This is a genomic window from Nitrospira sp. Nam80 (genome assembly GCF_965152575.1).
Genome location: NZ_OZ224216.1, coordinates 4131520 through 4157313, shown reverse-complemented (window position 1 = coordinate 4157313; position 25794 = coordinate 4131520). Strand labels below are relative to the sequence as shown.

At 56.3% G+C, this 25794-nt stretch carries 27 protein-coding genes; 9 read left to right on the top strand and 18 right to left on the bottom strand.

Going from position 1 to position 25794, the window contains the following annotated elements; genetic code table 11:
- Positions 1–28 precede the first annotated feature (28 nt).
- Together ACWGXE_RS19455 and ACWGXE_RS19450 are read right to left on the bottom strand one after the other, a co-directional pair.
- Positions 29–1027, bottom strand: a complete 999-nt coding sequence (locus ACWGXE_RS19455; protein ID WP_447599734.1) for a DUF3616 domain-containing protein — start codon at positions 1025–1027, stop codon at positions 29–31.
- 115 nt (positions 1028–1142) lie between these two features.
- A complete protein-coding gene (locus ACWGXE_RS19450; RefSeq protein ID WP_447599733.1) occupies positions 1143–2930 on the bottom strand; it encodes a S8 family serine peptidase in 1788 nt (595 codons plus the stop codon).
- A gap of 37 nt (positions 2931–2967) precedes the next feature.
- On the opposite strand from ACWGXE_RS19450, the gene ACWGXE_RS19445 reads away from it, so the two are divergent.
- Positions 2968–3426: a hypothetical protein gene (locus ACWGXE_RS19445; RefSeq protein ID WP_447599732.1), complete on the top strand. Its 459-nt coding sequence runs from the start codon at positions 2968–2970 to the stop codon at positions 3424–3426.
- Positions 3427–3698: 272 nt separating this feature from the next.
- On the opposite strand, the gene ACWGXE_RS19440 is transcribed toward ACWGXE_RS19445, so the two are convergent.
- From ACWGXE_RS19440 to ACWGXE_RS19430, 3 genes are all read right to left on the bottom strand, one after another.
- Complete coding sequence (locus ACWGXE_RS19440) at positions 3699–4061, bottom strand: DUF1499 domain-containing protein (protein ID WP_447599731.1); 363 nt, start codon at positions 4059–4061, stop codon at positions 3699–3701.
- Between the two features lie 22 nt (positions 4062–4083).
- Positions 4084–4674, bottom strand: a complete 591-nt coding sequence (locus ACWGXE_RS19435; protein WP_447599730.1) for a hypothetical protein — start codon at positions 4672–4674, stop codon at positions 4084–4086.
- Between the two features lie 224 nt (positions 4675–4898).
- On the bottom strand, positions 4899–5300 hold the full coding sequence (locus ACWGXE_RS19430) for a hypothetical protein (protein ID WP_447599729.1): 402 nt from the start codon (positions 5298–5300) through the stop codon (positions 4899–4901).
- A gap of 814 nt (positions 5301–6114) precedes the next feature.
- Here ACWGXE_RS19430 and ACWGXE_RS19425 point away from each other — a divergent pair.
- The 7 genes from ACWGXE_RS19425 to ACWGXE_RS19395 all read left to right on the top strand — a co-directional run bounded on the left by ACWGXE_RS19425 (position 6115) and on the right by ACWGXE_RS19395 (position 11111).
- Positions 6115–7473, top strand: coding sequence for a sigma-54-dependent transcriptional regulator (locus tag ACWGXE_RS19425; protein ID WP_447599728.1), 1359 nt, complete (start codon positions 6115–6117; stop codon positions 7471–7473).
- A gap of 146 nt (positions 7474–7619) precedes the next feature.
- Positions 7620–8036: a hypothetical protein gene (locus ACWGXE_RS19420; RefSeq protein ID WP_447599727.1), complete on the top strand. Its 417-nt coding sequence runs from the start codon at positions 7620–7622 to the stop codon at positions 8034–8036.
- A 338-nt stretch (positions 8037–8374) separates the two neighbouring features.
- The gene (locus ACWGXE_RS19415; RefSeq protein ID WP_447599726.1) at positions 8375–8890 is read left to right on the top strand and encodes a transposase; all 516 of its coding nucleotides are present in this window, start codon (positions 8375–8377) and stop codon (positions 8888–8890) included.
- A gap of 122 nt (positions 8891–9012) precedes the next feature.
- Positions 9013–9357 carry a hypothetical protein gene (locus ACWGXE_RS19410; protein WP_447599725.1) on the top strand — a complete coding sequence of 115 codons (345 nt, stop codon included), beginning with the start codon at positions 9013–9015 and terminating at the stop codon, positions 9355–9357.
- Between the two features lie 80 nt (positions 9358–9437).
- Positions 9438–9779: a hypothetical protein gene (locus tag ACWGXE_RS19405; protein ID WP_447599724.1), complete on the top strand. Its 342-nt coding sequence runs from the start codon at positions 9438–9440 to the stop codon at positions 9777–9779.
- Positions 9780–9959: 180 nt separating this feature from the next.
- Positions 9960–10658 carry a hypothetical protein gene (locus ACWGXE_RS19400; protein ID WP_447599723.1) on the top strand — a complete coding sequence of 233 codons (699 nt, stop codon included), beginning with the start codon at positions 9960–9962 and terminating at the stop codon, positions 10656–10658.
- 111 nt (positions 10659–10769) lie between these two features.
- A complete protein-coding gene (locus ACWGXE_RS19395) occupies positions 10770–11111 on the top strand; it encodes a hypothetical protein (RefSeq protein ID WP_447599721.1) in 342 nt (113 codons plus the stop codon).
- A 92-nt stretch (positions 11112–11203) separates the two neighbouring features.
- On the opposite strand, the gene ACWGXE_RS19390 is transcribed toward ACWGXE_RS19395, so the two are convergent.
- The 4 genes from ACWGXE_RS19390 to ACWGXE_RS19375 all read right to left on the bottom strand — a co-directional run bounded on the left by ACWGXE_RS19390 (position 11204) and on the right by ACWGXE_RS19375 (position 14336).
- Complete coding sequence (locus ACWGXE_RS19390) at positions 11204–11800, bottom strand: C39 family peptidase (protein WP_447599720.1); 597 nt, start codon at positions 11798–11800, stop codon at positions 11204–11206.
- Between the two features lie 141 nt (positions 11801–11941).
- Positions 11942–12952, bottom strand: a complete 1011-nt coding sequence (locus ACWGXE_RS19385; protein ID WP_447599718.1) for a hypothetical protein — start codon at positions 12950–12952, stop codon at positions 11942–11944.
- Between the two features lie 182 nt (positions 12953–13134).
- Positions 13135–13629, bottom strand: a complete 495-nt coding sequence (locus ACWGXE_RS19380; RefSeq protein WP_447599717.1) for an N-acetyltransferase family protein — start codon at positions 13627–13629, stop codon at positions 13135–13137.
- Entirely contained in the window at positions 13608–14336 is a 729-nt protein-coding gene (locus tag ACWGXE_RS19375; RefSeq protein ID WP_447599716.1) for a polysaccharide deacetylase family protein, read from the bottom strand. The genes ACWGXE_RS19380 and ACWGXE_RS19375 overlap by 22 nt, the downstream gene beginning before the upstream one ends.
- A 74-nt stretch (positions 14337–14410) precedes the next feature.
- On the opposite strand from ACWGXE_RS19375, the gene ACWGXE_RS19370 reads away from it, so the two are divergent.
- Positions 14411–15574 (top strand): site-2 protease family protein, encoded by a 1164-nt coding sequence (locus ACWGXE_RS19370; RefSeq protein WP_447599715.1) that lies wholly within the window; start codon positions 14411–14413, stop codon positions 15572–15574.
- A gap of 43 nt (positions 15575–15617) precedes the next feature.
- On the opposite strand, the gene ACWGXE_RS19365 is transcribed toward ACWGXE_RS19370, so the two are convergent.
- From ACWGXE_RS19365 to nuoH, 9 genes are all read right to left on the bottom strand, one after another.
- Entirely contained in the window at positions 15618–16946 is a 1329-nt protein-coding gene (locus ACWGXE_RS19365; RefSeq protein WP_447599714.1) for a hypothetical protein, read from the bottom strand.
- A gap of 159 nt (positions 16947–17105) precedes the next feature.
- Entirely contained in the window at positions 17106–17945 is an 840-nt protein-coding gene (locus tag ACWGXE_RS19360; protein ID WP_447599712.1) for a YihY/virulence factor BrkB family protein, read from the bottom strand.
- Positions 17946–18030: 85 nt separating this feature from the next.
- Entirely contained in the window at positions 18031–19506 is a 1476-nt protein-coding gene (locus tag ACWGXE_RS19355) for an NADH-quinone oxidoreductase subunit N (RefSeq protein WP_447599711.1), read from the bottom strand.
- A complete protein-coding gene (locus tag ACWGXE_RS19350) occupies positions 19503–21065 on the bottom strand; it encodes an NADH-quinone oxidoreductase subunit M (protein ID WP_447599710.1) in 1563 nt (520 codons plus the stop codon). The genes ACWGXE_RS19355 and ACWGXE_RS19350 overlap by 4 nt, the downstream gene beginning before the upstream one ends.
- A gap of 10 nt (positions 21066–21075) precedes the next feature.
- Positions 21076–22968 (bottom strand): NADH-quinone oxidoreductase subunit L, encoded by a 1893-nt coding sequence (nuoL, locus tag ACWGXE_RS19345; RefSeq protein ID WP_447603810.1) that lies wholly within the window; start codon positions 22966–22968, stop codon positions 21076–21078.
- Positions 22969–23007: 39 nt separating this feature from the next.
- Positions 23008–23313, bottom strand: coding sequence for an NADH-quinone oxidoreductase subunit NuoK (gene nuoK, locus ACWGXE_RS19340; protein ID WP_447599709.1), 306 nt, complete (start codon positions 23311–23313; stop codon positions 23008–23010).
- A gap of 48 nt (positions 23314–23361) precedes the next feature.
- Positions 23362–23874 carry an NADH-quinone oxidoreductase subunit J family protein gene (locus ACWGXE_RS19335; RefSeq protein ID WP_447599708.1) on the bottom strand — a complete coding sequence of 171 codons (513 nt, stop codon included), beginning with the start codon at positions 23872–23874 and terminating at the stop codon, positions 23362–23364.
- Positions 23875–24132: 258 nt separating this feature from the next.
- On the bottom strand, positions 24133–24711 hold the full coding sequence (gene nuoI, locus ACWGXE_RS19330; protein WP_447599707.1) for an NADH-quinone oxidoreductase subunit NuoI: 579 nt from the start codon (positions 24709–24711) through the stop codon (positions 24133–24135).
- An 8-nt stretch (positions 24712–24719) separates the two neighbouring features.
- Positions 24720–25790, bottom strand: coding sequence for an NADH-quinone oxidoreductase subunit NuoH (nuoH, locus tag ACWGXE_RS19325; protein WP_447599705.1), 1071 nt, complete (start codon positions 25788–25790; stop codon positions 24720–24722).
- Between the last annotated feature and the right edge of the window lie 4 nt (positions 25791–25794).

The window sequence follows — 25794 nt, the reverse complement described above, 5'->3', positions numbered from 1 at the left end:
CCGGATTCGGTTCACGTGAAGTCCTTTGCTATGGACTTATCCAGACACTCCGGAAATATTTGTGCGTCGGTTCGACGTCCTCGTCCTTGCAATCCTTCCCGTTGATCTTCTCCGAGCCGTCATCGCTAAGGACTTGGACTCTACTCTTCTCTTCGGGGTACACGATCAACGCTTCAGGATGCAGACTGCTGAAATTCACTCCTGCAACCGGTTCCGTCTCTTCCGAAGGAGGACCTGACCACTGATATAGGTGGATATCCCCGTCATCGCCCGGCGGACCCGCCACGATTAGATACTTGCCCGTCACCTCAAAATACTCGATGCTGCGGATGCCCAGACCGCCGAGCGACAGTGAGATCGGCCTCCCGAGCGTTGCCGCTTTCCCATCGACGACCTGCTTGGGGTTTTTCAGCGGAACGAGAAGCGCCTTCCCATTGGGGACGGGGTTGCGAAAGCCAATCAACAAGGCACCGTCCGGGGTTGCGGAGAGCCCTTCGATGTTCAGGCCCCCCTCTTCTTCGGGCGGTTTCTCCGCTGCGTCACCCAATCGATACTCTTTCAGCCATGGTAACGCGGTAAGGTCTTTGAGCAGATCCCTGTATGGTTTACCCACAGGGACAATAGTGACCTGGTCACCGGAGACCTTGACCTCTGTGGCGAACAGCCGGTGACGGCTAGGGCGCGGCTTGCCATTCTTGTTCCTTCCATGCGAGGTGATCCAGTAGATGCGATCCCTTATTCGGGTAGCGCCTTCGATGTCGGCTTCTGGGTGCTTCGGACCGACGTTGAGAAAGGACGTAAGGTCCACTGAAGAGACCGGTGCGCCGGGATCGTCGCGCCGGTACACGCGCAGTCGATTGTCTTCATCGTTTGCGACCACGAACATTGCCGGCCCGACCGGCACGGCGGCGGATGCGTCGCACATACCGAAATGTTTGGTGATCTCGGATCGCGCCGGAGGGGGTGTCGCGAGTACAAGACATGCCGTGATCAGAGCCATGACGACCGTCCAATTGTTGTGCTCCATAGGTTCTCCTTCCAACGGACTGCGATAGCGCCGTTTCGCCATAGGCCCATGTGTCGATGCTGGTGACCAGTACTACGAACTGCGGAAATACAACAATACGCAGCGTGCCGGTTCGTCATGGTTCGTCTTGTCGAACCCAGATGCGATAGTCTCCTATGCCGGTCGGCGAATAGTGACGAACTTCAACTCTGTAGGCGCCCGGTTTCAAGGCCTGCACAATCTTTGGGTTGGATGCTTCTCCGCTGTCGTCATCCTCGGCGACCTTCGCCGTCGGGCTGTTAGGCCCAAACAATGTCATGTACAGATCGGTCCCGCCCTGTGTTTCGATCAGATACCTCTTCTCCATCGCCACCTGGAATTCATAGAGATCCTTCTCGCCCGGTTTCTGAATGGTTCCTAAGGTGGCCGGTGGAGCGGGTGGAATAATCTGTAGCGGAATCACCTCTCCATCGACAAGGAGAGGATCGACAAACTTCGCTTGCAAGAGGCCGGCGCCGCACGGATTAGGGCATTGAGCAGCATCACGCGGCAACGCGTCATGCTGGAGCCTTGCCATGATTTGACCGGGAATCATTTCGGGATTCTGGGAAATAATCAACGCCGCCACGCCCGCTACATGAGGGGCGGCCATGGAGGTCCCGTTATAGTAGGCATACCCATCCTTCACCATGCTGAGGACACCGTCGGGCTGACCATCGCCATTGTCATCACGCTGCCGGTCACCGCCTGGCGCCATGATTTTCACGAGCGGGCCGAAATTCGAATACCGGCTCACCAGCTGACCGCGGGCGTCGCTGGCGGCGACGGTGAAGGCGTTGTCGCAACTGGCCGGCGAAACCTGCGATGCATCGACGGCGTCGTTCCCGGCGGCGACGACGACAAGCGCTCCCGCCTCGACCGCGTCCCGAATGGCCGATTGCGTCGCCGGATCGTCATCACAGGACACGCCGGGTGGTGTCCCGAGGCTCATATTGATGACTCGCGCCGGGTTCATGTTCTTCGGGACGCCCAGTACATCCAACCCCGCCGCCCAACGGATCCCGTCATTGATGTCGACCGTGGTCCCGCCGCATTTCCCCAGTACCCGGACGACTATCACCTTCGTGTTCCAGTTGATTCCGGCCACCCCGATACCATTGTTCGTCCTCCCCGCGCCGATTGTTCCTGCCACATGCGTCCCGTGCCAACTACTGGGCGACGCGGGATCGCCTGGGGAACACTCGTCGGCCCCGACGGCATCGCCGGGGTCGCTCGGATCGTTATCCCGCCCTCCTCCATCGTTGGCGATCTTCGGATCGGTAATCATGTCATGTCCCCGCAGGAGATTCGGGGAACCGGTGATGTCCGGATGGTCCGGTAGGATCCCCGTATCCACCACCGCCACGACGACATCATGACTGCCCTTGGTCTGATCCCACGCCGAAGGGAGTCCGATCCCACCCGCCGAAAGGCCGGTGCCGGCGCCGTTGTTCCGGTAGTGCCATTGATCGTGAAATCGCTCGTCATTTGGCGTCGCGACGATACGCTTGATCCAATTCGGCTGCGCATATTCGACATCGTCCCGTGCCCGGAATTCCTGAACTGCGGACAGAGTCCGATCTGTCACTTGTTTGTCACTCATCGTGCTGCGTGTCGATGACGGGATGCGGTACACTTTTTCTCCGCCGGACGTCTGTTGGACGACTTCTTCGACACCCAGGCCGGCAGCCGCTGGAGCATCCAAGCTGCGTGTCGGCTTCATTTTCACGATCACTTCGCCGGGCACGAACCGAGGCTTTTCGGACGAGCTGCCTTCCAACGTCCGTTGCCCCTTGCCGCCGGCCTTGTCTATCGCAAAGACCGGTACACCCGTACACAAACCCGCCGTTGCTGTGAGCACAATCAGCAGAGTCCTCGTCTTCATGGCGGCGTTCCTTTCCTGTATAGTGTGGAGAACGGTCTTGATTGCTCACCCGCAGGACACCAACGCGATGCACACCGCATGGCATCAGACCCCGGCCTGGTTGCTCTTCGCGACCGGTCTCATGGTCATGCCGTCGGTCGCAGCCTCCTCCGCTCCGTTTGTGCCCGGCGAAATTATCATTCAATTCGACCCCGGCTCCGAAGGCCACCGCCTTGCCATGCAGGCGAGCAGGCAGTCGGTGCCGGACTTGACGGATTTTGCTCCCATCGTGACGCGCCTCGAAACCATGACCGGCATTCCACTGACCGCCAAGCAATTGGTTTCAGGCCAGCGTCTGCTGCTGGCGATAGATACCAATCGCATGGCGGATAAGGCATTGCTCGATCTCAATCTGGCCGCCCTCACCCATCTGGCGATCCAGCGACTCTCTGCCGTTTCCGAAATCGTCAGCGCTCAGCCGAACTATCGTGCTTCATTCCGCACACCTGAACCGTAAATCAGGACGGGAAGCAGGATTCGGGCACAACGGCTTCAGCCGCCGAGCTAATTGAGCAAACCATGTGCCGATGAGTGACGGGATGAGAAGGGAAATGGTTGGTTTTTAAATGGGGCAGGTGCAGATACTTACGCGAGCAGTTGGATGGAAGCTCTGAAATACCAGCATTTCATTGTCGTATCCGACTTGATACAGGAGTGTATCCAACGCGGTTCACTCTACTCGCCACCAGCCGGATGCTTCGCGCCGCGGACCTCGTTGCGCGATCCGCGTCAAATCTTCCCCTCGATCAATCTCCTGACTTCTTCCATCCGCCGGCGGTTGACGCCGAAATCACCGTAGCCGATTCGAGAGGCGGAACGAAAATGAACCGTCTTGGTCTGCGCATCGAAGAGGAACTCAACATCATCCACGAAGCGAAGCAAGAGACTTGTGAATTCAAAGTGCAGGTAGGCTTCCTCTTCTTCGGCAAGCGTGACACGGGGCAGCTCGAGAACGAGGCGCTTCAGCGTCGCTTGTGCCTCGGCGGTGTCCTTTTGGTATCGGAACGGCGCAATCGTATGTTGCTGATCATGTGCCAGCGTTGAAACGCAATTCGGGCTCGATGGACAAGGATCGAGGTGTTTCACACGCATCACTCTTTGTAACGTACCGCTCTCATTCACGCCTGAGAACCGCGGTTTTGAGGAGTTCCTTGGCCGCTTCGACCGACACACGTTGCCGGTCATTGCTGCGCAGGGACAGGCTGAGATAGCCCCCTGCTTCCTGAAAGCAGGTCGCGGTGAAGACCGTGGCGCCCGCGATCTTCGTGTGATCCGTAAAGCAAGCCACGGAACCGAAGTTCTCGATCTGGGCGCCTCGCAGTTCAAGCGGGCGCCTTAGCGCGGCCAGTCGCTCCTCCATGGTCGGAGCGCCGGGCCCTGGCGGCTTACTCAGGAGTTCGGCCCCCTGTCCGCGATCCGGAAGGTCCGCCGAGCACACCGTCCCTGCGAGACTTTCAGAGGCGCGGACAGCTGTCGCTTGTGCACCGAAATGTGACTCCAACTCAGCGATCGGTAAAAGGCGGCATCCGTCGGCCGTCGAGCCGGTTTGCCCGTTGGCGATGCCGGTCCATCCATGGACCGTGAGCATCAACACCGCGACAGCCAGAAGCGCGGCAAGCGTCCACGATGCCTCTCTTCTCGACAGTACCGGCCGGTGAGCCGAGTGAACCTGCGTGTTTGCTTGAAAAGGGAACGACCATTTCATTCTGGACTCCGTTGTAAATCTCTAGCGAGTTATCGGTCCCAATCCTCTGCCGAGTCGAAGAAAACCGATTGTAGCTGTCGCCAAAATGGTACTCAAGCGGAAGGGATCGGTTCGGCTCATTCGAATGGATGATTGGCCGCGAATTCATGGCATTCATGGAAGGCGCCTCAATGGCGTTTGAGCGGTGAGGTTGTGATGGCTGTTCATGGGGCGGGGTTGTTCCGTCATTTACCACTCTCACCCGTGCCCGATGGCCCGGCCGGCGGATTCTTGTACAACTGATCCAGCCGGTCGCTCATTTCTGTTTGTGGCGAAGGGGCATTGACTGGGCCCTGTCGGAGTTGCTGCTCAAGTCTCTGTGCGCGGTCACGTTGTTGGGATTGGCCTGAAGGGAGTTGCGGATTGACGGACTTCGCGTCCGGGTCCTTGCTGCTCGGCACGACGGCTTTGCCCGTCCCACGTCCGGCGCCGGATCCGCCTCCTGCGCCGGGCCCTGTTCCACCAGCCGACCCTCCGGCTGCTCCACCACCGCTCTGAGCCAGGGCGATCGGGACGGATTCATAGAATGCGCAGATGATTGTGAGAGCGACTACGAGAAACAATTGACGGGCACTGTGAAATTGCATAGGCCACCTATACGTAAGTCATTCCGAAAACACAGATCCTGTTCCCTCGTTATTGTAGACCCTATCGCGACTCACGACTATGGACGGTAGAGTCGAATCCTAGCGCGATCGGGGTTTCTCCTCAAGAGACGCAGGTAGGGTCTTTCAAGAGACCAGGATTTGAGGCTGTGATCCGGGAAGTATCTGAGACGTTTGAATGAAAACTGTGAGAGCTCATGGGCAATAGGTTGACAGACAAAACACGTGCAGATTATGCCCAGTAGTTCCGCTCGGAGCTGGACATTTTTTATGTCAAGCAAATAATGCAATGATTTGATGTAGTCTGTTGTGGTATACACGTGTAGTACAAACTATGATGCCGATTTCATACTTTCGGCGATGTATAAGTTATTCATCTTAAAGCATAGTTTCAGGCTAGTGTTTTTAGCTAGGGCTGTATGGACTCATTGAAGGGCGTGGGAATATTGCCGCAGCTTCGCCGAATCAATGCGCCTCAGTCGGTATGAATCCGTTCATCTGCTCTGCATACGTCCAGACGCTGCACGCAAGCGATGAAGTGCTCCCGCTGCTCCCTTGTAGAGACGGACGAATCATTCACTGCTTTATGGGAGCCTATGCTCCATGGAATACTAAGTAACACACCTGATGGCCTCGGGGTGCGTACTTGTCTACGGCGTTTAAGATTGTCAACTGACACGTTTCGAGACAGTTGACGAATTCCATTCATCACGGGTGCAAAGTTGGGCAATGCAATTCCAAAACTGTTTGGGCGACATTCGAATAGACGATGTCGTCTTGTAGGGAAAGGATTGCAATGACACGACGGAAGGTTTTGCTCATTGATTCGGATATCGCCATCCAACGGACTTTGGAAGTCATGTCCAAGGATGAATTTGATATTTGGTCGACTGAAAACCCTGCCACGGCGACGACACTCTGTATTGAGTGGCAGCCTGATGTCATCGTGCTCGAACTTGGATTGCCTCCGACAGTCACACGGCCTGACACCGGCTTGAGCTTGATGCAAGATATCCGCAAGCATGGATGCCTCGGTAAAATCATCGTATATACCCGTCTGGTTGAGCGGGAACACGCAGTCAAGGCTCTTTCGCTTGGAGCCCATGACGTGCTTCCCAAACCCGTTGACCCACATGTTCTCACATGCATTATCCGGAGGGCCGGCGCGCTTCGCGATTTGGAACTCGGCGGCAGAGCAGTCGACGATGCAGAGCGATTAGGTGGAATGATTGGTACGAGCGATAGTATCCGAGAGTGTTTCGCAGCGATCAGAAAAATTGCCGCCACCGATTTCCCGGTGTTGATCATCGGGGAAAGTGGAACGGGAAAGGACTTGGCCGCACGGGCCATCCATGAGCATGGTTCAAGGAAGAGCGGCCCGTTTATTCCGATTAACTGCGGGGCTATCCCGGAGAATCTTCTGGAATCCGAGTTATTCGGGCATGAAAAGGGCGCGTTTACAGGTGCGGTGCAACGCCAGTACGGCAAGGCGGAATTGGCACAAGGCGGGACATTATTTCTAGATGAGGTTGCAGAGCTTCCTTTATCGGCTCAGTGCAAACTGCTGCGGTTTCTGCAGGATCAAACGATCGAACGGGTTGGCGGATGCCAAAGAATCAAACTTGATGTCCGAATCATTGCGGCAACAAATGCAAACCTGAATCAGGCTATGGCGAATAAAACATTCCGTGAAGATCTGTACCACCGGCTAGGTGGAGTGCATCTGACACTCCCGGCTTTGCGCGACCGGGGAGACGATGCGCTCCTGATCGGAATGGTATTTCTTAAACGCCTGAGCGGGGAACTGAACAAAAGGACCTCCGGATTTACCTCCGATGCAGTCCAGGCTCTGCGCAATCATTCATGGCCCGGGAATATTCGGGAGCTACAAAACAGGATCAGGCATGCGATCGTCATGGCTGAGCACCCCGACATCACCGCCCATGACTTGAATCTTTCAGAAAAGAATATTGCGGATGTCCCGCCGGCAAGTCTTTCGATGAAGCAAGCTCGGCAGCAATTGGAAAGTCATATTGTCGTGGAGGCGCTCGCCCTCCATCAGTGGAATTTAAGTCGCGCCGCGAAGGAACTCGGGATTAGTCGGCCTACCCTATATCGTCTATTACAAAAGCATGGGCTTTGCCAAAAGGATTAAGCATATCGCGTACGTCAAGCAGGGAAGAGAAAACGTGTCTGATTCACCCTCTGTGTCCAGATAGTGTCTATACACGTGTTTAGTCGGCCTCACAGACGACCCGGGCGGCGATGTGATTTGCAGCTCACAATAACCTGGAGGACCATATGCGATATGTGGGCACAGCTCTTTTGGCCATGTTTCTCTGCGCAGCGGCGAGCCCCGCGTGGGCGGCCGATGAAGCGCCGTCGGGCTTCTATGCGCTAAGCAACTTGGGGTCGGTGAAGGGCGATGTTGCACGATTGAAACCGTTATCGGATGTGCAGCTTGGGACCGTCGAAGGAAGCTCTCGATTCAACCCTTGGAGCAATCACAATGGGGCCCGGGAAATGCGAAAGCTGATGTTCGAGTACTTTCTATATAGATTTCTCACCGACCTCTTTCGTGGTGGGGGGGTAATTTCACCGCCCGGTCAGAATAATTTCCTCATCCAACTTAACGTGGCAATCGGCAACCACATCAGCCAGACAAACAACGGGTTCCAGTACAACAACGCCTCGTTGACAGCGCAACCCATGCGCTGATCCTTCCTGTGGAGGAGGTACGCCGAATACGGTGTATCTCCTCCGATCCATTCTGTGCCGATCTAGCCTTTTCCACGATTGCAATGGCAGCCTGCTTTTCCTTTTCGCTCGCGGTGCGTAAGGCTGACCAAAGTGTTTGCATGCATTGACATATGTAAAGATTCTTTCCAGCCAGATCCTCTTAAACACATCAATGACAGACAAGATGTACAAACCGGCCGCCTTCGCATTCCAGATGCCCCATTCACCCCTGCCTACATGATGTATACCCGGCCCGTGACCTGTACAGCGGATGCCATGCAAATATTCTGGGACAAGAGAAGTGATTTCTTAACGTCATGGATTCTGTCAGAACGGCAGGCGTCCGCCTTCTTTACACCCTCTCATCCCGCTTCCCGACCTCTTCTGGGACGAACACAATACTGCTAATTCCGAAAGCGCTAATTCACTCATATAATCCCAGGCCAGCGAATAGTACTTACGGTTATTGTCGGAGCGGCATACAAATTGCGAACCGTGTCGTGCAGAATGTTTTCTTCCATGAACCGATGGTCCGAAGCGATTCGCGCGAGCAGGCAATGCCAAGAGGTCTGTTCAGAGAGGACAAAATTGCATCTATTGTAAAGGAACTCAATGCAGGCCGGAAGATAACCGAGATTAGTCGGGAGCACGGGATCAGCCGCGCAACGCTCTACGTCTGGAAGGCGAAATACAACAGCAAGAAGTATCGGAACAGCCATCGCGTCCATCAGCTCGAAGAGGAGAACCGTAGGCTAAAGCAATTGATCGGTGAGCTCTGCTTGGAAATTGGAAGACCACTGAAAAGTTTTATAAAGAGCGGTCCGAGTCATTAAACCGATACGAGACGTGTCTCCATTTGCATAACAGACTGCAGGCATAGACCGAGTGAAGGCTCACGTACACCTTTGCCGAGAGGCAACGTGAGCGCTTTATGGGCCTTTAACCGGAGGACAGTATGACGACGCGCAACCACTATTTCGCGATAGCGCTTGGTCTGTCTTTGTTGGGGACACCGGTCATGGCGGAGAATGACGGGTCTGATCCATTTATGGCAATCAGCGAAATTGGAGAAGACCGTCAAGGAGAGTCCTTGACGCCGCTGTCCGACAGCAGCCTGGATTCGATTGAAGGAGCGGGGATTTGCTTGGGATGCCCGTCGATCAATGTAAACATAGCGATCGCGCCGATCGCTCAATTCAATATCATCAATCAAGTGTCCATTGCACTCGGACGAAATATTGATCAGTCGTCGTTTGCATCGGCGATCAATAACACCGGTGGCTCTAGAGGTGGTCGTTAACATACTGAGGGCTTCGTGCTTAGGGGCGCAGGCTCAAGTATGGTGCGGAGGCAAAACATCTATCAATAAGGAGTATCTTTATGAGGACATTAGCTTTTCTGAGCGTTATGGCGGTCGTCCTTGGATTTGGCTTTTCGGCGCTTGCCGCGGACAATACCGTGCAAGAATTCTATGCGGTCAGCCAGCTTGAGACCGCTTCCAATCTCCAAACCATGACGGATGCACAGCTCACGAAGGTAGAAGGCATGAGTTATTCCCGCCACATGGACTGTGGCTGCTACGGAAAAAGCAGTTCGTCCTGGACCAGCATATATCAGAGCAATTCCTTGAGTCAGGGGAACCTCAACTTTGGAGGCAAGAAAGGCGGCGACGTATACCAGGGGAATTACGCGTATCAAAGCAATTACGCCTCGGTCCGGTGACGCGGCTTTTTTCGCAGCCGGAACGACAGTCTTCGGTAACTGAAATAGCACCTGCGCCCCTAATTTTAACTTTGTGCCGGATCGGCAAGTCGTAGGGTCAAACCTCCGGTCAAGCACCGGCAATGAATCCAATAGCCATGGAGATAGATATGAACCCCGAAGCGGATACGGAGGCCTGTCATGAACCGTGTGTGGATGATAAGCGGACCGATTATTGTCGCCCTCGGACTTCAAGCAGGAACGATGGGCGTGGCAGCAGCCGATAATTCACAAGGATTTGATGCGTTGGTGGATCTAAATCTAGGAGACGGAGAAGAAACCACTCTCTTAGAGATGTCCGACAGCCAATTGGGTTCAGTCATCGGAGGGGAGTTTGGCTTCCCAATCCATTCGACGGGAGTTTCTTCCAATCCTTCGATCAGCAGCCAGGTGACCCAGATCCTCAATCAAATATTGGCCGGACAAACAATGAATCAATCAGGCTCCACTACCAGAGAATCGTCTACTACAAACGTGCAGTCGAGCGGGGACACCACCGTAGTCGTACAGCAAACTCAAGGCGGTACACAATCAAACGGACCGCAGCCTGTCGTGGTTGCTCGAACGCCGCTTCATCAGTCTGATAGTCCGGTCACCAGCCTTCCCCAAATCCCGAACATCAGTATTACTGCACAACCGGACGGCACAACGAGGGTGGTGACGCAAAACGGAGGACGGACGATAACCATTATTATTCCATTCCCCGTTTCGTCTCATACGCTCTTGAACGCCATTCCGTTTCAGAATCTTGTGTCGGTCTCGCCTGACGTCGTTCGTGCTATCCAGGAGTTGTCCATCCCTATGATCGGGAGTCCACCGACCATGTTGAGAATGCATTGATAAAGGAGCGGCTAGTTCCTGATGCGTTCGGTTCTGTAGTCCAGCAGCGTAACTTAGCGATCGATCAGCACAGTGGTCGGTGAGGTTCATATCAACAACAAGGAGGTGTCCATGAAAGGCCTACTTATGCTTGGTGTTGTGGGAATCGCGCTTGGTTTCGGAGTTTCTTCGTTCGCAGCCGACAATGAGACGGTCGAATTGTATGCTGTCAGCGAACTGACCACCCAGAATTCCAACGCTCTGCAGGGGATGTCCGATCAGGAATTGAAGTCTGTGGAAGGTATGAGCTATACACGCCACCACGATTGTGGTTGTGGGTATAGTTCTCGGTCCGTGCAAATCAGCCAGTCAAATTGGCTGGACCAGGCCAACCTGAACATCGGCGGCCATCGCAACGGCTCTATTAATCAGATGAATGACGCCACTCAGAGCAATGTCGCCCGCGTCCGCTGACGCTGCACGAGACGGAGGTCAAGGGAGGTTCCTTCCGGCTTCGGTCGCCTCTCTTGATCTCCTACCCGCTTCTCACCAGCAACTCTCAAGCATTATCTCATCGGCAACGCCCGTATGTTCTGCGCTTGATCCAACATATCGATGACTCCTATGAACTGTGGCTGATAGTCGGTGTAGGATGCCCCGGGGTAAAGCGTATGGGCGGTGCTTTTTTCTTCTCCTGTCTTGCCGAGTACAAAAATAATTCCTTCCCATTCATTTCCATATCCCGCGAACTGATCGATCCGCATGCGTAGATTTCCCCGGGCTGGATCTGCGAGATGAACCATTCCATTCCGTACACCACGAAGAACGGCAAAATGTTTATAGCCCAGAGGTTCGACAAACACGATAACCGGGGCAACCAGCCGCGTAAGCTGCTCGGGCGTCAGCCTGAAGCCGGCCGCTCGATATCCCCTTTTTTGGGCCACTTTCTTCAGATCTAAAAGAGAAAAGCCGCGTTCGGTCTTGATGGCCAATTCCTCAGGGGTCAGATGTTCCTTGAGCATGTTGAGGATTTCCGCTTCGGATGTTATGTCTCCATAATAATAGATCAGCAATGTTGCAAGGGCCGCGGCTCCGCAGGAATAGTCGAGGGCCTGCTTCACGACATAGCGGTCGCGCAATTCCTTGAGCGAATGCCGCACCACGAGAGGCTCGGGTGAGCCGGCCGACGATGTTCCATCACGTGAGGCGGCGCATCCGCAGAATAGAGACGCGATGAGTACACCCGCTCCCAGAAATACCGGCGAGCCAAATCGTCTCGGTGTGTCTGAACAGCCTGGTTCCATCTAAAACCTGTAAGGGACCCGGATCCCGATTGTAGAGTTAAACGCGTCTTCTGTCATGCCGACGACCACGATCGGCTCAATAAACAGTTTTCTTGTGATGAGAATCGTGCTCGAGAATTGGAGGCTGGCGATCTCCAGACTCGATCCGTCAATGGTTTGTCCCTGTATCTTACTTCTGCCGATGTATGAACCGATGAGTTGCATGTTGAACGCCACTCGATCATTCAACGCGAATCCCATTCCTGCACTATACTCGAAAATATTACCCAAGTTGCGTCCACCCTGGGGCAAGGTTTCTGTGTATCCGACCCGGCCAAAAAACACAACCGGGTCGATTGATTTGAGCAGCGTGATACCGCCGCCGAGGTTGATATTGTCCGTTCCACGCAGGCCGGTTCCGCCGGACGTCGACTTGCCGCCGATGTCAATAATCAATCCCGGCCTGGCACCGCGCTCATACCAGACTTGATAGCGCAATGCAGCGGCGGCATCGCCGAATCCTGTCGTAGAAGACCTGGTACGGCCGGACACAAGATCAATCTCTTGGTCGGCATGAACAAGGAACGGCACAATGACATCCAGTTCCAACCCATCTGTGAAGATACCCGCACGGCCAAAGAGCGATGCATCGAAAAAGCGTCTTGTGGTATTGATGAGTGTCGACTGGCCCGGTGCGATCGGTATAAATTCTTGCCTGGTGTCCGTGCTATAGAACGCGGTGAATTCGACGATATACTCTCCTTTTTTTATGAAAACACTCTGATTGCGCAAATAGAATTCCTGTAAACGTTTGACCTCTTCCGCCTCCTTTTCACGATCTCCTTCAGTTGGAACTTCTGGAGGGGTGGTGGCTGGAGGTTTAGAAGTCGCGCTGTCCTTATTAGCAGGGGCTTGAGTCGCCGAGCCGTTTTTATCGGTCTTCGACGGCTGCGCCGAGCAGGCGACAGGATAAGACCAAGACAATAGGGTGAGTATTGCTGCCATCAAACACAAAGTTGTGCGTCGTGTCATGCAGCCTCTCCTTGGGCCCAAGTTGTCTATCTGAATCGTGCGGCTAGTATAGACATTTTCTGATTGTCTACCATGGCGCAATTTGCATGCCATTGCAGAAAGCCGCTCGTCCGGAAATACGTTCAAAACATGTAAAGACTTTTAACAGTGTATGGCGGAGTTGTGATGGACCGGATCTCTCTTCACGCCCGGGTTCGTGTCAGTGGACCGACCGTTTTTCGGAGAAGGATTTCCGTCGACCCGTGGACGAGCAAATTTGGAAGGGGACCGACCTCTTGAAAACCGTGGCGACGATAAAACTGTCGCGCGCCGGTATTGAAGTCGGAGACGCAGGCAAAGAGATTGTTTGCGCGCGCGAACACCAGGGATTCGAGATGGCTCAATAGACGAGCGCCGAGCCCTTGTCCCGTCAGGCCGGGCGCAATGGCCAATAATTCGAGGTAATCGCCTACAAGAAACTTCGGGCGTAAAACGGCAATTCCGGCGATCTGTCCGCCTCGCGTCAGCACCAGACTGTCACGGCCCTGCGGAAGGGGGGCAAACAGGCGATCCCAGAAATCGACAGGGTAGCCTAACCGTTTCCAGGGATCCGACTCGGCCAGCAATGCGATTGCCGCGGCGCGATCGTCCGGTTGCATGGGCCTGACGGTGGACGCTAATCGATCGCCGGGTTGCATGAGCGCAGGTCGGTCACGGTCACGGCTTTGAGTCCCTCGGCAGGCAGGACCGTTGTAATCAATTCCTGCGTGACCTCTCGTGTGTGGCGGCCTTTGCCGTTCGCATGCATGACAATAATGCTGCCCGGCTTCAGTTGTTTTTTAATACGCGCGACAATTGATCCGGCGCTCAAAGTGGGATCGGGGTCGCCCGACTTGATCGTCCAGAGAATGAATTCCAACCCCAATGACTTCACCACTTCGACCGTTGCGTCGTTGAACTCTCCATACGGCGGCCGAAAGAGTCTCGCCTGATGCCCATAAGCCGACTTCAGCAGGGTGACCGGTCCGGAAATCTCCCTTGTTTGGGATGCAGCGTCGTGAAGAGGTAGATGCGCATGTACATTGCCATGGGTTCCCACTTCGAAGTACGGCACGGCCAAGAGTCGTTTCACGTCGGCGTCGTGCCGCGTGATCCATTTTCCGGACATGAAAAAAGTGGCGGGGATTCGACGGCTCGTCAAGAGATCGATCAGTTCCGCGTCAAATCCCGGCTTGCCTTGGACGGGACACAGATCGTAGGTCAGAGCCACGGCGGGACAGGTCCGGGGACCAGCGGTCACGATCCCGCGTTCCTCGGCCGAACCCGAGCCGAGGAAGAGGCATAGGCCGAACGTCATCACCGCGCATGCGAGAAGAAGCAATCGCATGGCGGAAGTATACCCCACCGCGTGATTCCTGAACACTGTTGCTGCAATTAGGGTAGTTGACGGTGTGCCGAGGCCCTGTTACGGTGACATCTATGCAAGGCCCTGATTGGCAGATCGGCCGTATCTACGGGATTCCCATCCGCATCCATATTTCGTGGCTGCTCGTGTTTTGGTTCGTGACCTGGGGGTTGGCGACCGGTTATCTGCCGGACGCCCTGCCCGGACTATCGGCTCCTCGCTATTGGGCGATGGGGGCGGTAGCGTCCCTCCTTCTATTCGGATCAGTCCTTTTGCACGAACTCGGCCATTCGTATGTGGCGCTCAAATATCGAATTCCGATCGGGCAAATCACGCTATTTATTTTTGGCGGGGTCGCCCAGATGCGTAAGGAGCCGCCGAACCCGCGCGCCGAATTTCTCATCGCCATCGCCGGTCCGATTGTGAGCTTGGTGATTGCCGGGATTTGTCTCGGACTTGTCGCGCTTGCAGAAGCATCATCAACCGGAGAAACATTCCGGGGCTTGATCGCACTGGGCGCCGTCCTCGGGGTGGTCAATACCAACCTCGGGCTGTTCAATCTGCTGCCGGGGTTTCCACTCGACGGGGGCCGTGTCTTGCGGGCGGGCTTGTGGGCGTGGACCAAGGATTTCTATCGGGCGACCGGTCAAGCCGCAATGCTGGGCCTCCTCTTCGGGTTGTCGTTCGGCTTGATCGGGGCGCTGTTGGTAATCGGGGCCGTGTCCGGCTCATTATCGAGCCAGTTGGCGAGCAGCGGAGGTTGGATCATCCTCCTCGGTGTGTTTCTTTTTGCAGCGGCGCGGGGCAGTCGGCGGCAAGCGGCCATGCGCGCGTCCCTGGCCGCCATTCCGATCCGTGAATTGATGGTGCGGACGGTGGTCTCCCTGTCGCCGGATCTCACCTTGGAAGAAGCGGTCAACCGATATTTTCTGCCCTACGGCTACAGCGGGTTTCCGGTCATGCAAGAGGAACGGTTGCTTGGACTGGTCACCGTCGCCGATGTCCAAGCGGTGCCGGTCTCACGATGGACGTCAAGCCGGATTCATGAAGTCATGCGGCCGGCGGACGAACGATTGATAGTCGGTCCGGATCTCTCCACGATGGAAGCGGTGGACCGGATGATTCAGCAGGAGGTGGAACGTCTCATCGTTGTCGAGCATGGATTGGTGGTTGGAATGATTACTCGGGCCGCCATCGCGCACTTCGCAGAAGTTTACCCGTCGGGACGCAAAACATGAAGAACGCCTTCATTCCTCATTCCCACTTCCTCATTCCTCATTTCTAATCGTTTATCCGCGCCGCCGACAGGTTCTGGAGGATGGCGACTCGAAGCAGGTGGACGACAAGCAGAAAGCCATAGACCACGCAGAAGAAATTGAACGCCACCCGGTAGAAATCGACCAGCAAGAGGGGCAGGAAGAGCGCGAAGATGAGGCTGGCGATCAAGGTCATCAGCGTTAACCGCCGGCAGAATTCGTACGATGGTTCTTTGTCGGGAAGGTTCAGCGCGTTTGCATACCGCCCCGCACGCAGCGTCCGCAACTCGTGCGGGGATGCGGCCGGATCCTCGTTGCGCCGCAATATGACATAGCCTCCCACGATGCCCAGCCAAGGCGCCGCCCAGAGCGGCCAGTAAGATGACCCGCTATAGAGTTCTCCGGTTATCAACGCGGCGCAGGACGGCGCGTAAAATAAGCCGAGCATCAGTGGTAGGATCCGTTCATCCGGGATGCGCTCCCCGTCCGGTCCGCCGTGCACCAACTCGCGCTCAAACAACGGATAGCTGTACTTCAGCACGACCAGCGCAATGGCGGCGCTGAACGTTTTATCCGGAATATAGCGAATGCAGTTCTGAAACCAGTTCACGATGGTCCAGCCGAGATGCTGGCTCCAGGTCAGTCCCACCCACGTTTGCAAGTATTCGCGCACCGCCGCTTCCCATTGGCTCACCAAGCGCGCCAACACGGCGGCTACCTCGGGGTTGAGCGCGAAGACCGCCTGTTCGCCGAGCGCGGCCTGCACCCAGGTGCCGGGAATGCTCATCACCACCGCGCCGAACAGACCGAAGGTAATGAGGAACCAGGCATGCGAGAGAATTGAGATCCGGCCGGCCTTCAGATAATGCCGAAAGCCGGCACGGCGTGCCATGACGCCCCAGAAAAATCCGCCGGCCATGTTGACCAGAGACCAAGGAAAGATCACGACATTCGCTCCCGCCTCCGGATAGAGCAGCCAGTTCACCACCGAGTTCGAGAGCAGCGCCACGATCGCGCCCCACCAGGGACCGAGCAGAAACGCCGCCAAGGCGGTACCGGTCATGTCCAGGAACAGGATGCTTTCCAAATGGCGGCTCAGCGTCAGTCCGAGATAATTAAGCAGAACGCCCGCCGCCACGATGACGCCCGTCTCGTAAAGGAACAAATACGAGGCTCGCTGAAACGACTTGGATTCGAAGGAGCCGCCGGAAGGAGCGGTAGACGCAACGGGCCGTTCGTCGGTGCCGGGCGACTGCTTGGCCTTGCGCTGTCCCAGTCGATCCTGGATGTTCAGGAGCCTCTCGAAAATGGTGAGGACCGCCGCCGTAAAGCCGGCCAGCGTTCCCGCCAACATGAGGAGGTCCTTCTCAGGTCCGTCGGCCATGCTCAGTACGATGCGGATGGGTTCTGTCTGGTTCCCAACAGAATTCTATACGGCGGGTGCAGATGCCGCTAGAAAAAGACCGGAAACAAGCAGGTTGCGGATTCTCGACAAAACAGCGGGCGAGGGGTATTACCCAGGTTCCGGCCTCGAATGCATCGCATGGAGTTGGAACTGCCGTGTAATCACCGCACCGGCCAGCAAGAGCGTGGCCGAGTAGTAAACCCATAAGAGCAGCAGCACGACTTCGAGGAGCGAGCCGTAGATTCGGGTGTAGACGGCGGCCTGTTCCGCATAGGTGGTGAAGATCAGCTTGGCGGCGACCCACAATAGGCTGAAGACGATGGCGCCGATCGTCGCATCCCGCCAGGTCGGGCGCCGGTGCGGCAGATAGCGATAGAGGCAGGTGACGGACAGAAACGCGAGGGCGAAGGGCAACGTGTAGGCGAGCAGAAAGTCATGGGCCGCAATCGCGACAAGGTCCATGCCCCAGAGGTGGGGCGCGTGCGCCGTCAGCAGTTCAATGGTTTGGGTAGCCACATAGGAGACAATGAGCAGCACGGCGAGGAGACCGACCAAGGCGATGGCGATCGCGGTCGAAATGAGCGGGTGTCGCTGTCCCGCCGTGCCGAACACGATATTCATCGCGTAGTCCAGTTCGTAAAAGACCAATGCGCCGAACCATACGAACATGAAAAAAATGATCCATCGCACCTCATCGAGTTGAGCGACCCGCCGGATTTCTTCCGCGAGGCCGGTTCCCACGCTGGGAAGAAAGCCTTTGAGAAAGATCAAAAGGAACTGATACCCGATCACGTCCTGACTGACGACGAAGCTGACGAAATAGAGAAGGAGAAAGACCATCGGGAAGAGAGACAAGAATGAGTAGAACGCCAGCGATGCTGCGAGGCTAATGCAGCCCTGATGGCGGAACGCCGAGGCGGCATTGGCCAGAATTCGGCTTATCGACATGAGGAAACCTCTTGGAATCTCGCGCCGGTTTCACCGTATCAGGGCAAGCGCCCGTTGCACAATCCGGAGAAAGCAGACGGCGCGGCTACCTCATGAGCGGCACGGCTTGCGTAGCAAGGGACACAACGATGTTCGGGAAGAGCCCTAGCAGCACCACTCCTGCCAATGCGCAGGCCAGTACGATCGATAAAGCGGGCGAGGTTTCAAATGTTGGAGCAGGCATGACGGCCGGGTCTGGCTCGCGCATATACATGACCATGACGATGCGAAGATAGTAGTAGGCAGAGATGGCGGCAAAGATAACGGCGACCACGGCGAGCCAGGCCAGCCCGGCTTCCACCGCCGCCATGAAGACATAGAGTTTGCCGATGAAGCCAGCGGTCGGAGGAATACCGGCCAGCGACACTAAAAAGATCAGCATGAAAAACGCGGGAATCGGCTCGCGTTTGGCGAGGCCGGTGAAATCCTGAATTTCTTCGCCTTCGAGACGGCCTTTTCGCAACATCGCGACGATCGCGAAAGCGCCCAGCGTCATGAACGCATACATGGCGAGATAGAGCATGACGCTCGCCAGGCTGGTGGAGCTGCCGGGCGTGCCGACCTTGGCCGCCGCCACCACACCGATCAGAGCATAACCGGCATGCGCGATGCTCGAGTAGGCGAGCATCCGTTTGATGTTGGTCTGGACGATGGCCACCACATTTCCCAGGACCAGCGTGACGATACAAATAATCAAGAAGAGGCCGTACCAATCGGTCCTGAGTCCTCCAAGGCCCTCCGTGAAGACACGGAGGAATGCGCCGAAGCTCGCGGCCTTCGAGGCCACCGCCATATAGATGGTCACGCTGGTAGGCGCCCCCTGGTACACATCCGGTGTCCACATATGGAAGGGCACGACGGCAAGCTTGAATCCAAAGCCGACCGTCAACAGAATCATCGCAAGGGTTAAAATAGGATTTCCCAATCCTTGACCGGCGGTAGCGGCCGCAATGTCGGGAAGCCTGGTACTGCCCGCGACGCCGAAAAGAAGTGAGATCCCGTAGAGCAGGATGCCGGAGGAAAAGGCGCCCAGGACGAAATACTTGGCGGAGGCCTCCAGGGAGCGGGGCTCGGAGCGTTTGAGACCGGCCAGCACATAGAGGGACAGAGACATGAGTTCTGTCCCGAGATAGATCGTCAGCAAATCCGCGGCGGACACCATCACCATCATTCCGGCAAGGCACAGCAGAATGAACCCATAATATTCGCCGACATGAAGCCGTTCAGATTTGAGATAGACCAGGGATAAGAGCACCGTCAGCCCCGTGACGATGTATAGCAACAATTTCCAGAATCCGGCATAGGGATCGACAATGACGAGATCGCTGAACGCCGAGATGCGCGAGGACATTTGAGAAGAGGTCACTCCTATGCAGCAGGCCAACGCGACCAGCGTAAGCCAAGCCAGCGCATCCTTTTTCGCCGCCGGCGTGATCGGGTCGAGCGCGAGCACGAGACAGGCCGTTCCGATGACGATCAATTCCGGGAGAATGGCGAGGATATCGGTGAAGGGAAGTGTCATGGTGTGCTGTATGGAGACAGAAGATAGTGATCGTTCTTGGTTTTCAGGGTCGCCTCGTGCGCGACCTGATCGGGCTCAAGTGGTGCAACGGCGCGGGCCCGTTCGATTCCGCCGGACAATAGGTTGCTCACGCTCGCATGCATCTTCGTCAGGAACGGATTGGGAAAGAAGCCGATCCAAAAAACCAAGAACACCAACGGAACCAAGGTCGCCATCTCCCTAAAAGACAAGTCACTCAAATGGGCCCGCTGATCGGCGGAGGGAATCCCGAACACCACGCGCTGTGCCATCCATAAAAAATACGCCGCGGCGAGAATAATGCCGAGTGCGGCCAGCGTTGTCGCGAACTTACTCCAGACGAACGTGCCGGCCAGCACTAAAAATTCCCCGACAAAGCTGTTCGTGCCCGGCAGCCCGAGCGACGACAGGGTAAAGATCATCAGGCAGGTCGCATATCGCGGCATCGGCCCGGCCAAGCCGGTATTGTCGGCGATCAGGCGGCTATGAGTCCGTTCGTAGATCATCCCGACAGAGCAAAAGAGGGCGCCGGTCGTGATGCCGTGATTGATCATCTGCATCACCGCGCCTTCAATGCCTTGCGTATTGGAGACGAAAATCCCCAGAGTCACGAATCCCATATGGCTGACGCTGGAATAGGCGATCAATTTCTTGAGATCCGCCTGGGCCAAGGCCATGTAGGCGCCGTAAATGATCGCAATGATCGAGAGCGCAATCATGAGATTGGTGAAGCGGGCGGTGGCGTCCGGCAGCATAGGCAGCGTAAAGCGGAGAAAGCCGTAGGCGCCCATTTTGAGCAGCACGCTGGCGAGGATGACGCTGCCGGCCGTCGGCGCCTCCACGTGAGCGTCGGGCAACCAGGTGTGAAACGGAAACATCGGAACCTTCACGGCAAAGGCGGCGAAAAATGCCCAGAACAGGAGGGTCTGCAGCGTGACGCCATAGGAGTTCTGACTCAAGGCCTGGATATCGAATGTATGGCCGCCGTGGAAGTACAAGGCCAAAATCGCCACCAGAAGCAGCAGGCTGCCGGCCAATGTATAGAGAAAGAATTTAATCGCGGCGTAGAGCCGATTCGGGCCGCCCCAGACGCCGATCAAGAGATACATCGGAATGAGCATCACTTCCCAGAACACGTAGAACAGCACGAAATCGAGGGCCGCGAAGACTCCAAGCATCGCCGATTCCATGATCAAGAGCGTAGCCATGAAACCGTGGACACGAGTCGTAATCGACGTCCAGGACACGAGGATGCAGAACGGCATCAAAAACGCGGTCATCAGAAACATGGGGAAACTGATTCCGTCGAGCCCGACACTGTATTGAATAGGCGGCGAGGAGATCCAAGAGAGCTGTTCCACGAACTGCATCTGGGCAGAGCCGGAATCGAAGGCCCACCAGAGGGGAAGCGCGACAATGAACACCAACAAGGTGCAGCCCAATGCGAGCCAGCGCGCGGCCCCGGCCGGTACGAACCACAGCGCCGCCGCGCCGAGCAATGGCAGAAAAATGATGGCGCTAAGCCAGGGAAATTCGGTCATCGGATTTCGCTCAGAAGAACATGTACACGCCCAGGATGATTACCGTGCCCAAGGCCATGCCCAGGGCATAGTGCTGGGTCTGCCCGCTTTGAACCAGTCGCATGAACCACCCGCCCCAGGCAACCGCGCGGGCCACGCCGTTGACGGCGGCATCGATTACGTTCACGTCGATCTGTTTCCATAATCCTTGCGCCAGTGAAAAGGTCGGCCGGACGAATGCATGATCGTACAGTTCATCCACGTACCATTTGTGCAGCGACAGGTCATACAGGGCGCGCCATTGCCGGGCCAGCCGATCCGGGAACCTCGGATTCACGACATAGGCGTAGTAGGCGGCGCCGATCCCCGTCAGGCCCACGATCGAGGCGATCGCCATAATAATTGAGGCGGCGGATCCTTCATGGTGCAGATCGGAACCTGTGGGAAACACCGGCGCAAGAAATCCGGGGATTCCAAAGTATCCGGTAATGATGCTCAGCAGGGCCAACACCATCAACGGAACGGTCATTGTTCGGGACGGCTCATGCACATGGTCCGCATGATGGCGATCGACATGAGATGGTCCCCAGAAGACGACGAAGACTAAACGGAAGCTGTAAAAGGCCGTGATCCCGGCGGTCAACAGTCCGGCAATGGCGAGGGCTTGGCCCAACGGTCCGGCCGACCAGGCAGCCACGAGCAGATCATCCTTGCTGAAGAATCCAGCGGTGAGCGGAAATCCGGCCAGCGCCAGCGAACCGACGACAAAGGTCCAATAGGTGACGGGCAACTTCTCTTTCAAGCCGCCCATGTGCCGCATGTCCTGCTCATGATGCAACGCGATGATGACGGAACCGCATCCTAGGAACAGCAGCGCCTTGAAGGCTCCGTGCGTGAGCAGATGATACATGCCGGCCGCATAGGCGCCCAATCCGCACGCCATGACCATGTAGCCAAGCTGACTTACCGTCGAATAGGCTACCACCCGCTTGATATCGTGTTGAGTGAGGGCGATGGACGCGCCGAGCAGCATCGTGATCCCGCCGGTGATGGCGACGACGGTCAGGGCGGTTTGGGACTGATCATATAATGGTGACAGCCGGGCGACCATGAATACGCCGGCGGTGACCATCGTGGCGGCATGAATCAAAGCCGAGATGGGCGTCGGACCTTCCATGGCGTCGGGAAGCCAGACGTGTAAGGGAACCTGCGCTGACTTGCCCACCGCGCCGGTGAACAACAGGAGGCAGATTAGCGTGACGACCGAGATGTCCCAGGTTCCCCCGAACGGCGCTAGGAAGTTGATTGTGAGGCTGCCCAGCGCTTGAGCCTTATCGAAGATCGTGGCGTAGTCCAATGAGCCGGCGAAGTACCAGACCATAAACAGGCCGAGGATAAATCCGAAATCGCCGATTCGATTCACGATGAAGGCTTTGGTCGCGGCGCTGCAGGCGCTGGGGCGATCAAACCAATGACCAATCAACAGGTAGGAACACAATCCGACCGCTTCCCAAAACACGAAGAGCTGGAGCAGGTTGTCGGCCATGGCGAGCATCAGCATCGAAAAGGTAAACAGCGCGATGTAGGCGAAGAACCGCGCGTAACCAGGCTCGCCATGCATGTAGCCGATCGTATAAATATGAACCAGTGAACTTACGATCGTCACCAGGAGCAGCATGACCGCCGTCAGCCTATCGATCGAGATGCCGATCTCGACGTGAAGATTTCCTGATGTCAGCCACGTGTACCAGGTGGCATGGAGAGGACCGGCGGTCGCGACTTCGACGAGGGCAAAAACGGAAAGGGCGAACGAACCCAATACGGCCGGGACCGCCACCAGATGCGCGCGATCCTTTACTCGCGAGCCGGTGAGGCCGAGCACGAGAAATGCCGCGAACGGCAAGAGAGGGATGAGCGCGTACATCACTTCGTCAAATCTCCAATCGCGAAATTGTGCTGGTTTTCACCATTTCAGCAGCTGGAACTCGTCCACATTGATCGTGGATTTTACCCGATAAAGGGCGATGATAATCGCCAGGCCCACCGCCACTTCGGCCGCGGCGACGGTCAAGGCAAAGAAAACGAAGACCTGCCCCGCCACATTTTGATAGTACTGCGAGAACGCGACGAAATTGATGTTGGTCGCATTCAGCATGAGTTCAACCGACAACAGGATGATAATGATATTCCGCCGGATCAGCACGCCGACCACGCCCGTCAAGAACACGACGGCGCTGAGCACGACATAGTACGACAACGGTACGGTCATGGGCGGCTCACCAAAAATGTGTCTTTGATAATGCTTTCCGCCATCCTGTTAGTTCTCCGGCAAGATATCCCGCTTCGCTAGAATAATCGCTCCGATCATCGCCACGAGCAGGATCAGCGACGCGACCTCGAATGGAAATAGATAGGTCGAGTAGAGCACTTCCCCGATCATCTGCGTATTGCCCAAGTCGGTGACCGCTGCGCTTCCTTCGCCGGCTTCCGGCCCCAGCGTCCAGCCTCGTTGCAGCGCCAGCAGCACCAATTCGGTCAGGAGCATCATGCCGAGGAGAATGGCGACAGGAAGCTGAGTATGATACCGGTCTTCCCGCCGGATATTGAGCAGCATCACCACAAACAGATAGAGCACCAGAATCGCGCCGGCATACACGATGATCTGCACCGCGGCCAGGAACTCCGCGTGGAGCGTCACATAGAGCCCGGCGACGTGAAAGAACATGATGAGAAGCGACAGGGCGCTATAGATCGGATTGCGGGCGGCAACGACCAGAACCGAGGTCGTCACAATAATTGCCGCAAAGTAAAAGAAAAAGACCGATGCCATTACCGGCTCCTTTTATCCGAGCCGGGGCGGTACCGCGCCGGCGGTTTGGAGCCGCTCGACGGTAAACGCAGGCGCGCGTCGCGTGCGCATGGACGGAAGCCTGACCCGCTCATGCGATGGGTCCGGGTCGTTGTGTCATGATTCCTGGACAGGACGTGAAGCGGCCGACGGAGGACACGCGGATGCGCAAAACCTCGGCGGCACGCCGTTGTCCGCTTGTGCGGGTCTGATGGTCGCAGGGTGCGTGGCTCATTCGAATCAGTTTGGTTTTTGCGGAAGATTTTTGAATGCCACGTTGAAGAACGCGACGTTGGGATGCTGCAATTCCAGCCGTTTTTCCCTCACGGGATAGGAGCGGTCGCCGATGGCGAGCAACTGCTGTTTGTTCAAATGCAATTGGCGCTTGTCATACACGGACCACTCGAACTCCCTCGTCATCCCGAGTGCATCTACCGGGCAGGCGTCCACGCAGAGGCCGCAAAACAGGCAACGCGTCATGTCCATGTAATATTCCTTGGAATAACGCTTGGTCGGCTCGCCCGGCACTTCGGCGCTCACGACGCGGATCACCCGGGATGGACAGGCGGCTTCGCAGAGATCACAGCCGACGCACTTCTCGGTTCCGTCGTCGTAGCGGAGCAACGCCAGCATGCCGCGATAATTTTCCGGCAGCGTGCGCTTCTCATGCGGGTATTGCAGCGTAATGGGCTTGTAGCGCAGCAAATGTTTAAGCGTCGCCTTCATGCCGACCAGCAGTTCATAAAAGGTCAGCGTCTTGACCCAGTCTCCGAAGGAGAGCTTACGGGCGCTTGCTGAAGAAGCTGTCGTGGTGGCCATCGGGTTCCTCAGGATCGGGGAAACAAATACGCGGCGATCGAGGTGATCAAGATATTGCCGAGCGCGATCGGAAGCATCACCTTCCAGCCGAACCGCATCAACTGATCATACCGAAGCCGGGGCAGCGTGGCACGCAGCCAAAAGAAGAGAAACAGGAAAAAATACACCTTGGCGGCAAACCATACGACATTTTCCACCCAGGCAATGCTCTCCAGCCCGAGGTGGCCGAGCAGCGTGCCGGGATAGGGCGCGTTCCAGCCCCCCAGAAACAGCACAGCCGCCACGCAACTCACGAGGATCATGTTCGCGTACTCAGCGATAAAGAAAAAAGCGAACCGCATTCCGCTATATTCCGTGAAGAATCCCGCCACCAGTTCGCTTTCCGCTTCGGGAAGATCGAAGGGCACGCGGTTGGTCTCCGCCACGGACGAGATGACATAGACTACAAATGCGAAGATCTGCGGGAACGGCAGCGCCAGGACGAACCAGTTCCAAAACCAGCCGGATTGCGCCTCGGTGATTTGCATCAGGCTGAGCGACCCGGACAGCAGGATGACGCCGACGATCGCCAAGCCGACATTTAATTCATAACTGATGACCTGGGCCGCGGATCGCAAGCCGCCGAGCAGCGAATACTTGCTGTTGGAGGACCAGCCCCCGAGGATGATCCCATAGGCGCCAATAGACGCAAAGGCCAGAATGTAAAGGATGCCGATATTAATGTCGCTGATGATGAAGGGCTTGATCTGCATCCCGAATAATTCAACGGTATGGTTCGGGCCGAAGGGAATCACCGCGAATCCGATCAAGGCCGGCACCAACGCCAAAATAGGGGCGAGACTGAACAGAAATTTATTCGCGCCCGCAGGGATGATGTCTTCTTTGAAGAATAATTTCAGGCCATCGGCAATCGGTTGGAGCACACCGTACGGACCGACTTCCATCGGGCCCATACGATCCTGCATCCATCCCAATACCTTGCGCTCCGCCAGGGTCAAGATCATGACCGTGAGCATCACCACGCCCATGACCGCCGCGATTTGCGCAAGGGAAACTGCGAGCCGTAATCCGAGTTCCATGACT

Excerpts from the sequence above, each read along its gene's own strand:
- ACWGXE_RS19455 (WP_447599734.1), bottom strand. The coding sequence starts at position 1,027 with ATGGAGCACAACAATTGGACGGTCGTCATGGCTCTGATCACGGCATGT.
- ACWGXE_RS19450 (WP_447599733.1), bottom strand. The coding sequence starts at position 2,930 with ATGAAGACGAGGACTCTGCTGATTGTGCTCACAGCAACGGCGGGTTTG.
- ACWGXE_RS19440 (WP_447599731.1), bottom strand. The coding sequence starts at position 4,061 with ATGCGTGTGAAACACCTCGATCCTTGTCCATCGAGCCCGAATTGCGTT.
- ACWGXE_RS19435 (WP_447599730.1), bottom strand. The coding sequence starts at position 4,674 with ATGAAATGGTCGTTCCCTTTTCAAGCAAACACGCAGGTTCACTCGGCT.
- ACWGXE_RS19430 (WP_447599729.1), bottom strand. The coding sequence starts at position 5,300 with ATGCAATTTCACAGTGCCCGTCAATTGTTTCTCGTAGTCGCTCTCACA.
- ACWGXE_RS19425 (WP_447599728.1), top strand. The coding sequence starts at position 6,115 with ATGACACGACGGAAGGTTTTGCTCATTGATTCGGATATCGCCATCCAA.
- ACWGXE_RS19420 (WP_447599727.1), top strand. The coding sequence starts at position 7,620 with ATGCGATATGTGGGCACAGCTCTTTTGGCCATGTTTCTCTGCGCAGCG.
- ACWGXE_RS19415 (WP_447599726.1), top strand. The coding sequence starts at position 8,375 with ATGGATTCTGTCAGAACGGCAGGCGTCCGCCTTCTTTACACCCTCTCA.
- ACWGXE_RS19410 (WP_447599725.1), top strand. The coding sequence starts at position 9,013 with ATGACGACGCGCAACCACTATTTCGCGATAGCGCTTGGTCTGTCTTTG.
- ACWGXE_RS19405 (WP_447599724.1), top strand. The coding sequence starts at position 9,438 with ATGAGGACATTAGCTTTTCTGAGCGTTATGGCGGTCGTCCTTGGATTT.
- ACWGXE_RS19400 (WP_447599723.1), top strand. The coding sequence starts at position 9,960 with ATGAACCGTGTGTGGATGATAAGCGGACCGATTATTGTCGCCCTCGGA.
- ACWGXE_RS19395 (WP_447599721.1), top strand. The coding sequence starts at position 10,770 with ATGAAAGGCCTACTTATGCTTGGTGTTGTGGGAATCGCGCTTGGTTTC.
- ACWGXE_RS19385 (WP_447599718.1), bottom strand. The coding sequence starts at position 12,952 with ATGACACGACGCACAACTTTGTGTTTGATGGCAGCAATACTCACCCTA.
- ACWGXE_RS19380 (WP_447599717.1), bottom strand. The coding sequence starts at position 13,629 with ATGCAACCCGGCGATCGATTAGCGTCCACCGTCAGGCCCATGCAACCG.
- ACWGXE_RS19370 (WP_447599715.1), top strand. The coding sequence starts at position 14,411 with ATGCAAGGCCCTGATTGGCAGATCGGCCGTATCTACGGGATTCCCATC.
- ACWGXE_RS19365 (WP_447599714.1), bottom strand. The coding sequence starts at position 16,946 with ATGTTGGCGGGAACGCTGGCCGGCTTTACGGCGGCGGTCCTCACCATT.
- ACWGXE_RS19360 (WP_447599712.1), bottom strand. The coding sequence starts at position 17,945 with ATGTCGATAAGCCGAATTCTGGCCAATGCCGCCTCGGCGTTCCGCCAT.
- ACWGXE_RS19355 (WP_447599711.1), bottom strand. The coding sequence starts at position 19,506 with ATGACACTTCCCTTCACCGATATCCTCGCCATTCTCCCGGAATTGATC.
- ACWGXE_RS19350 (WP_447599710.1), bottom strand. The coding sequence starts at position 21,065 with ATGACCGAATTTCCCTGGCTTAGCGCCATCATTTTTCTGCCATTGCTC.
- nuoL (WP_447603810.1), bottom strand. The coding sequence starts at position 22,968 with ATGTACGCGCTCATCCCTCTCTTGCCGTTCGCGGCATTTCTCGTGCTC.
- nuoK (WP_447599709.1), bottom strand. The coding sequence starts at position 23,313 with ATGACCGTACCGTTGTCGTACTATGTCGTGCTCAGCGCCGTCGTGTTC.
- ACWGXE_RS19335 (WP_447599708.1), bottom strand. The coding sequence starts at position 23,874 with ATGGCATCGGTCTTTTTCTTTTACTTTGCGGCAATTATTGTGACGACC.
- nuoI (WP_447599707.1), bottom strand. The coding sequence starts at position 24,711 with ATGGCCACCACGACAGCTTCTTCAGCAAGCGCCCGTAAGCTCTCCTTC.
- nuoH (WP_447599705.1), bottom strand. The coding sequence starts at position 25,790 with ATGGAACTCGGATTACGGCTCGCAGTTTCCCTTGCGCAAATCGCGGCG.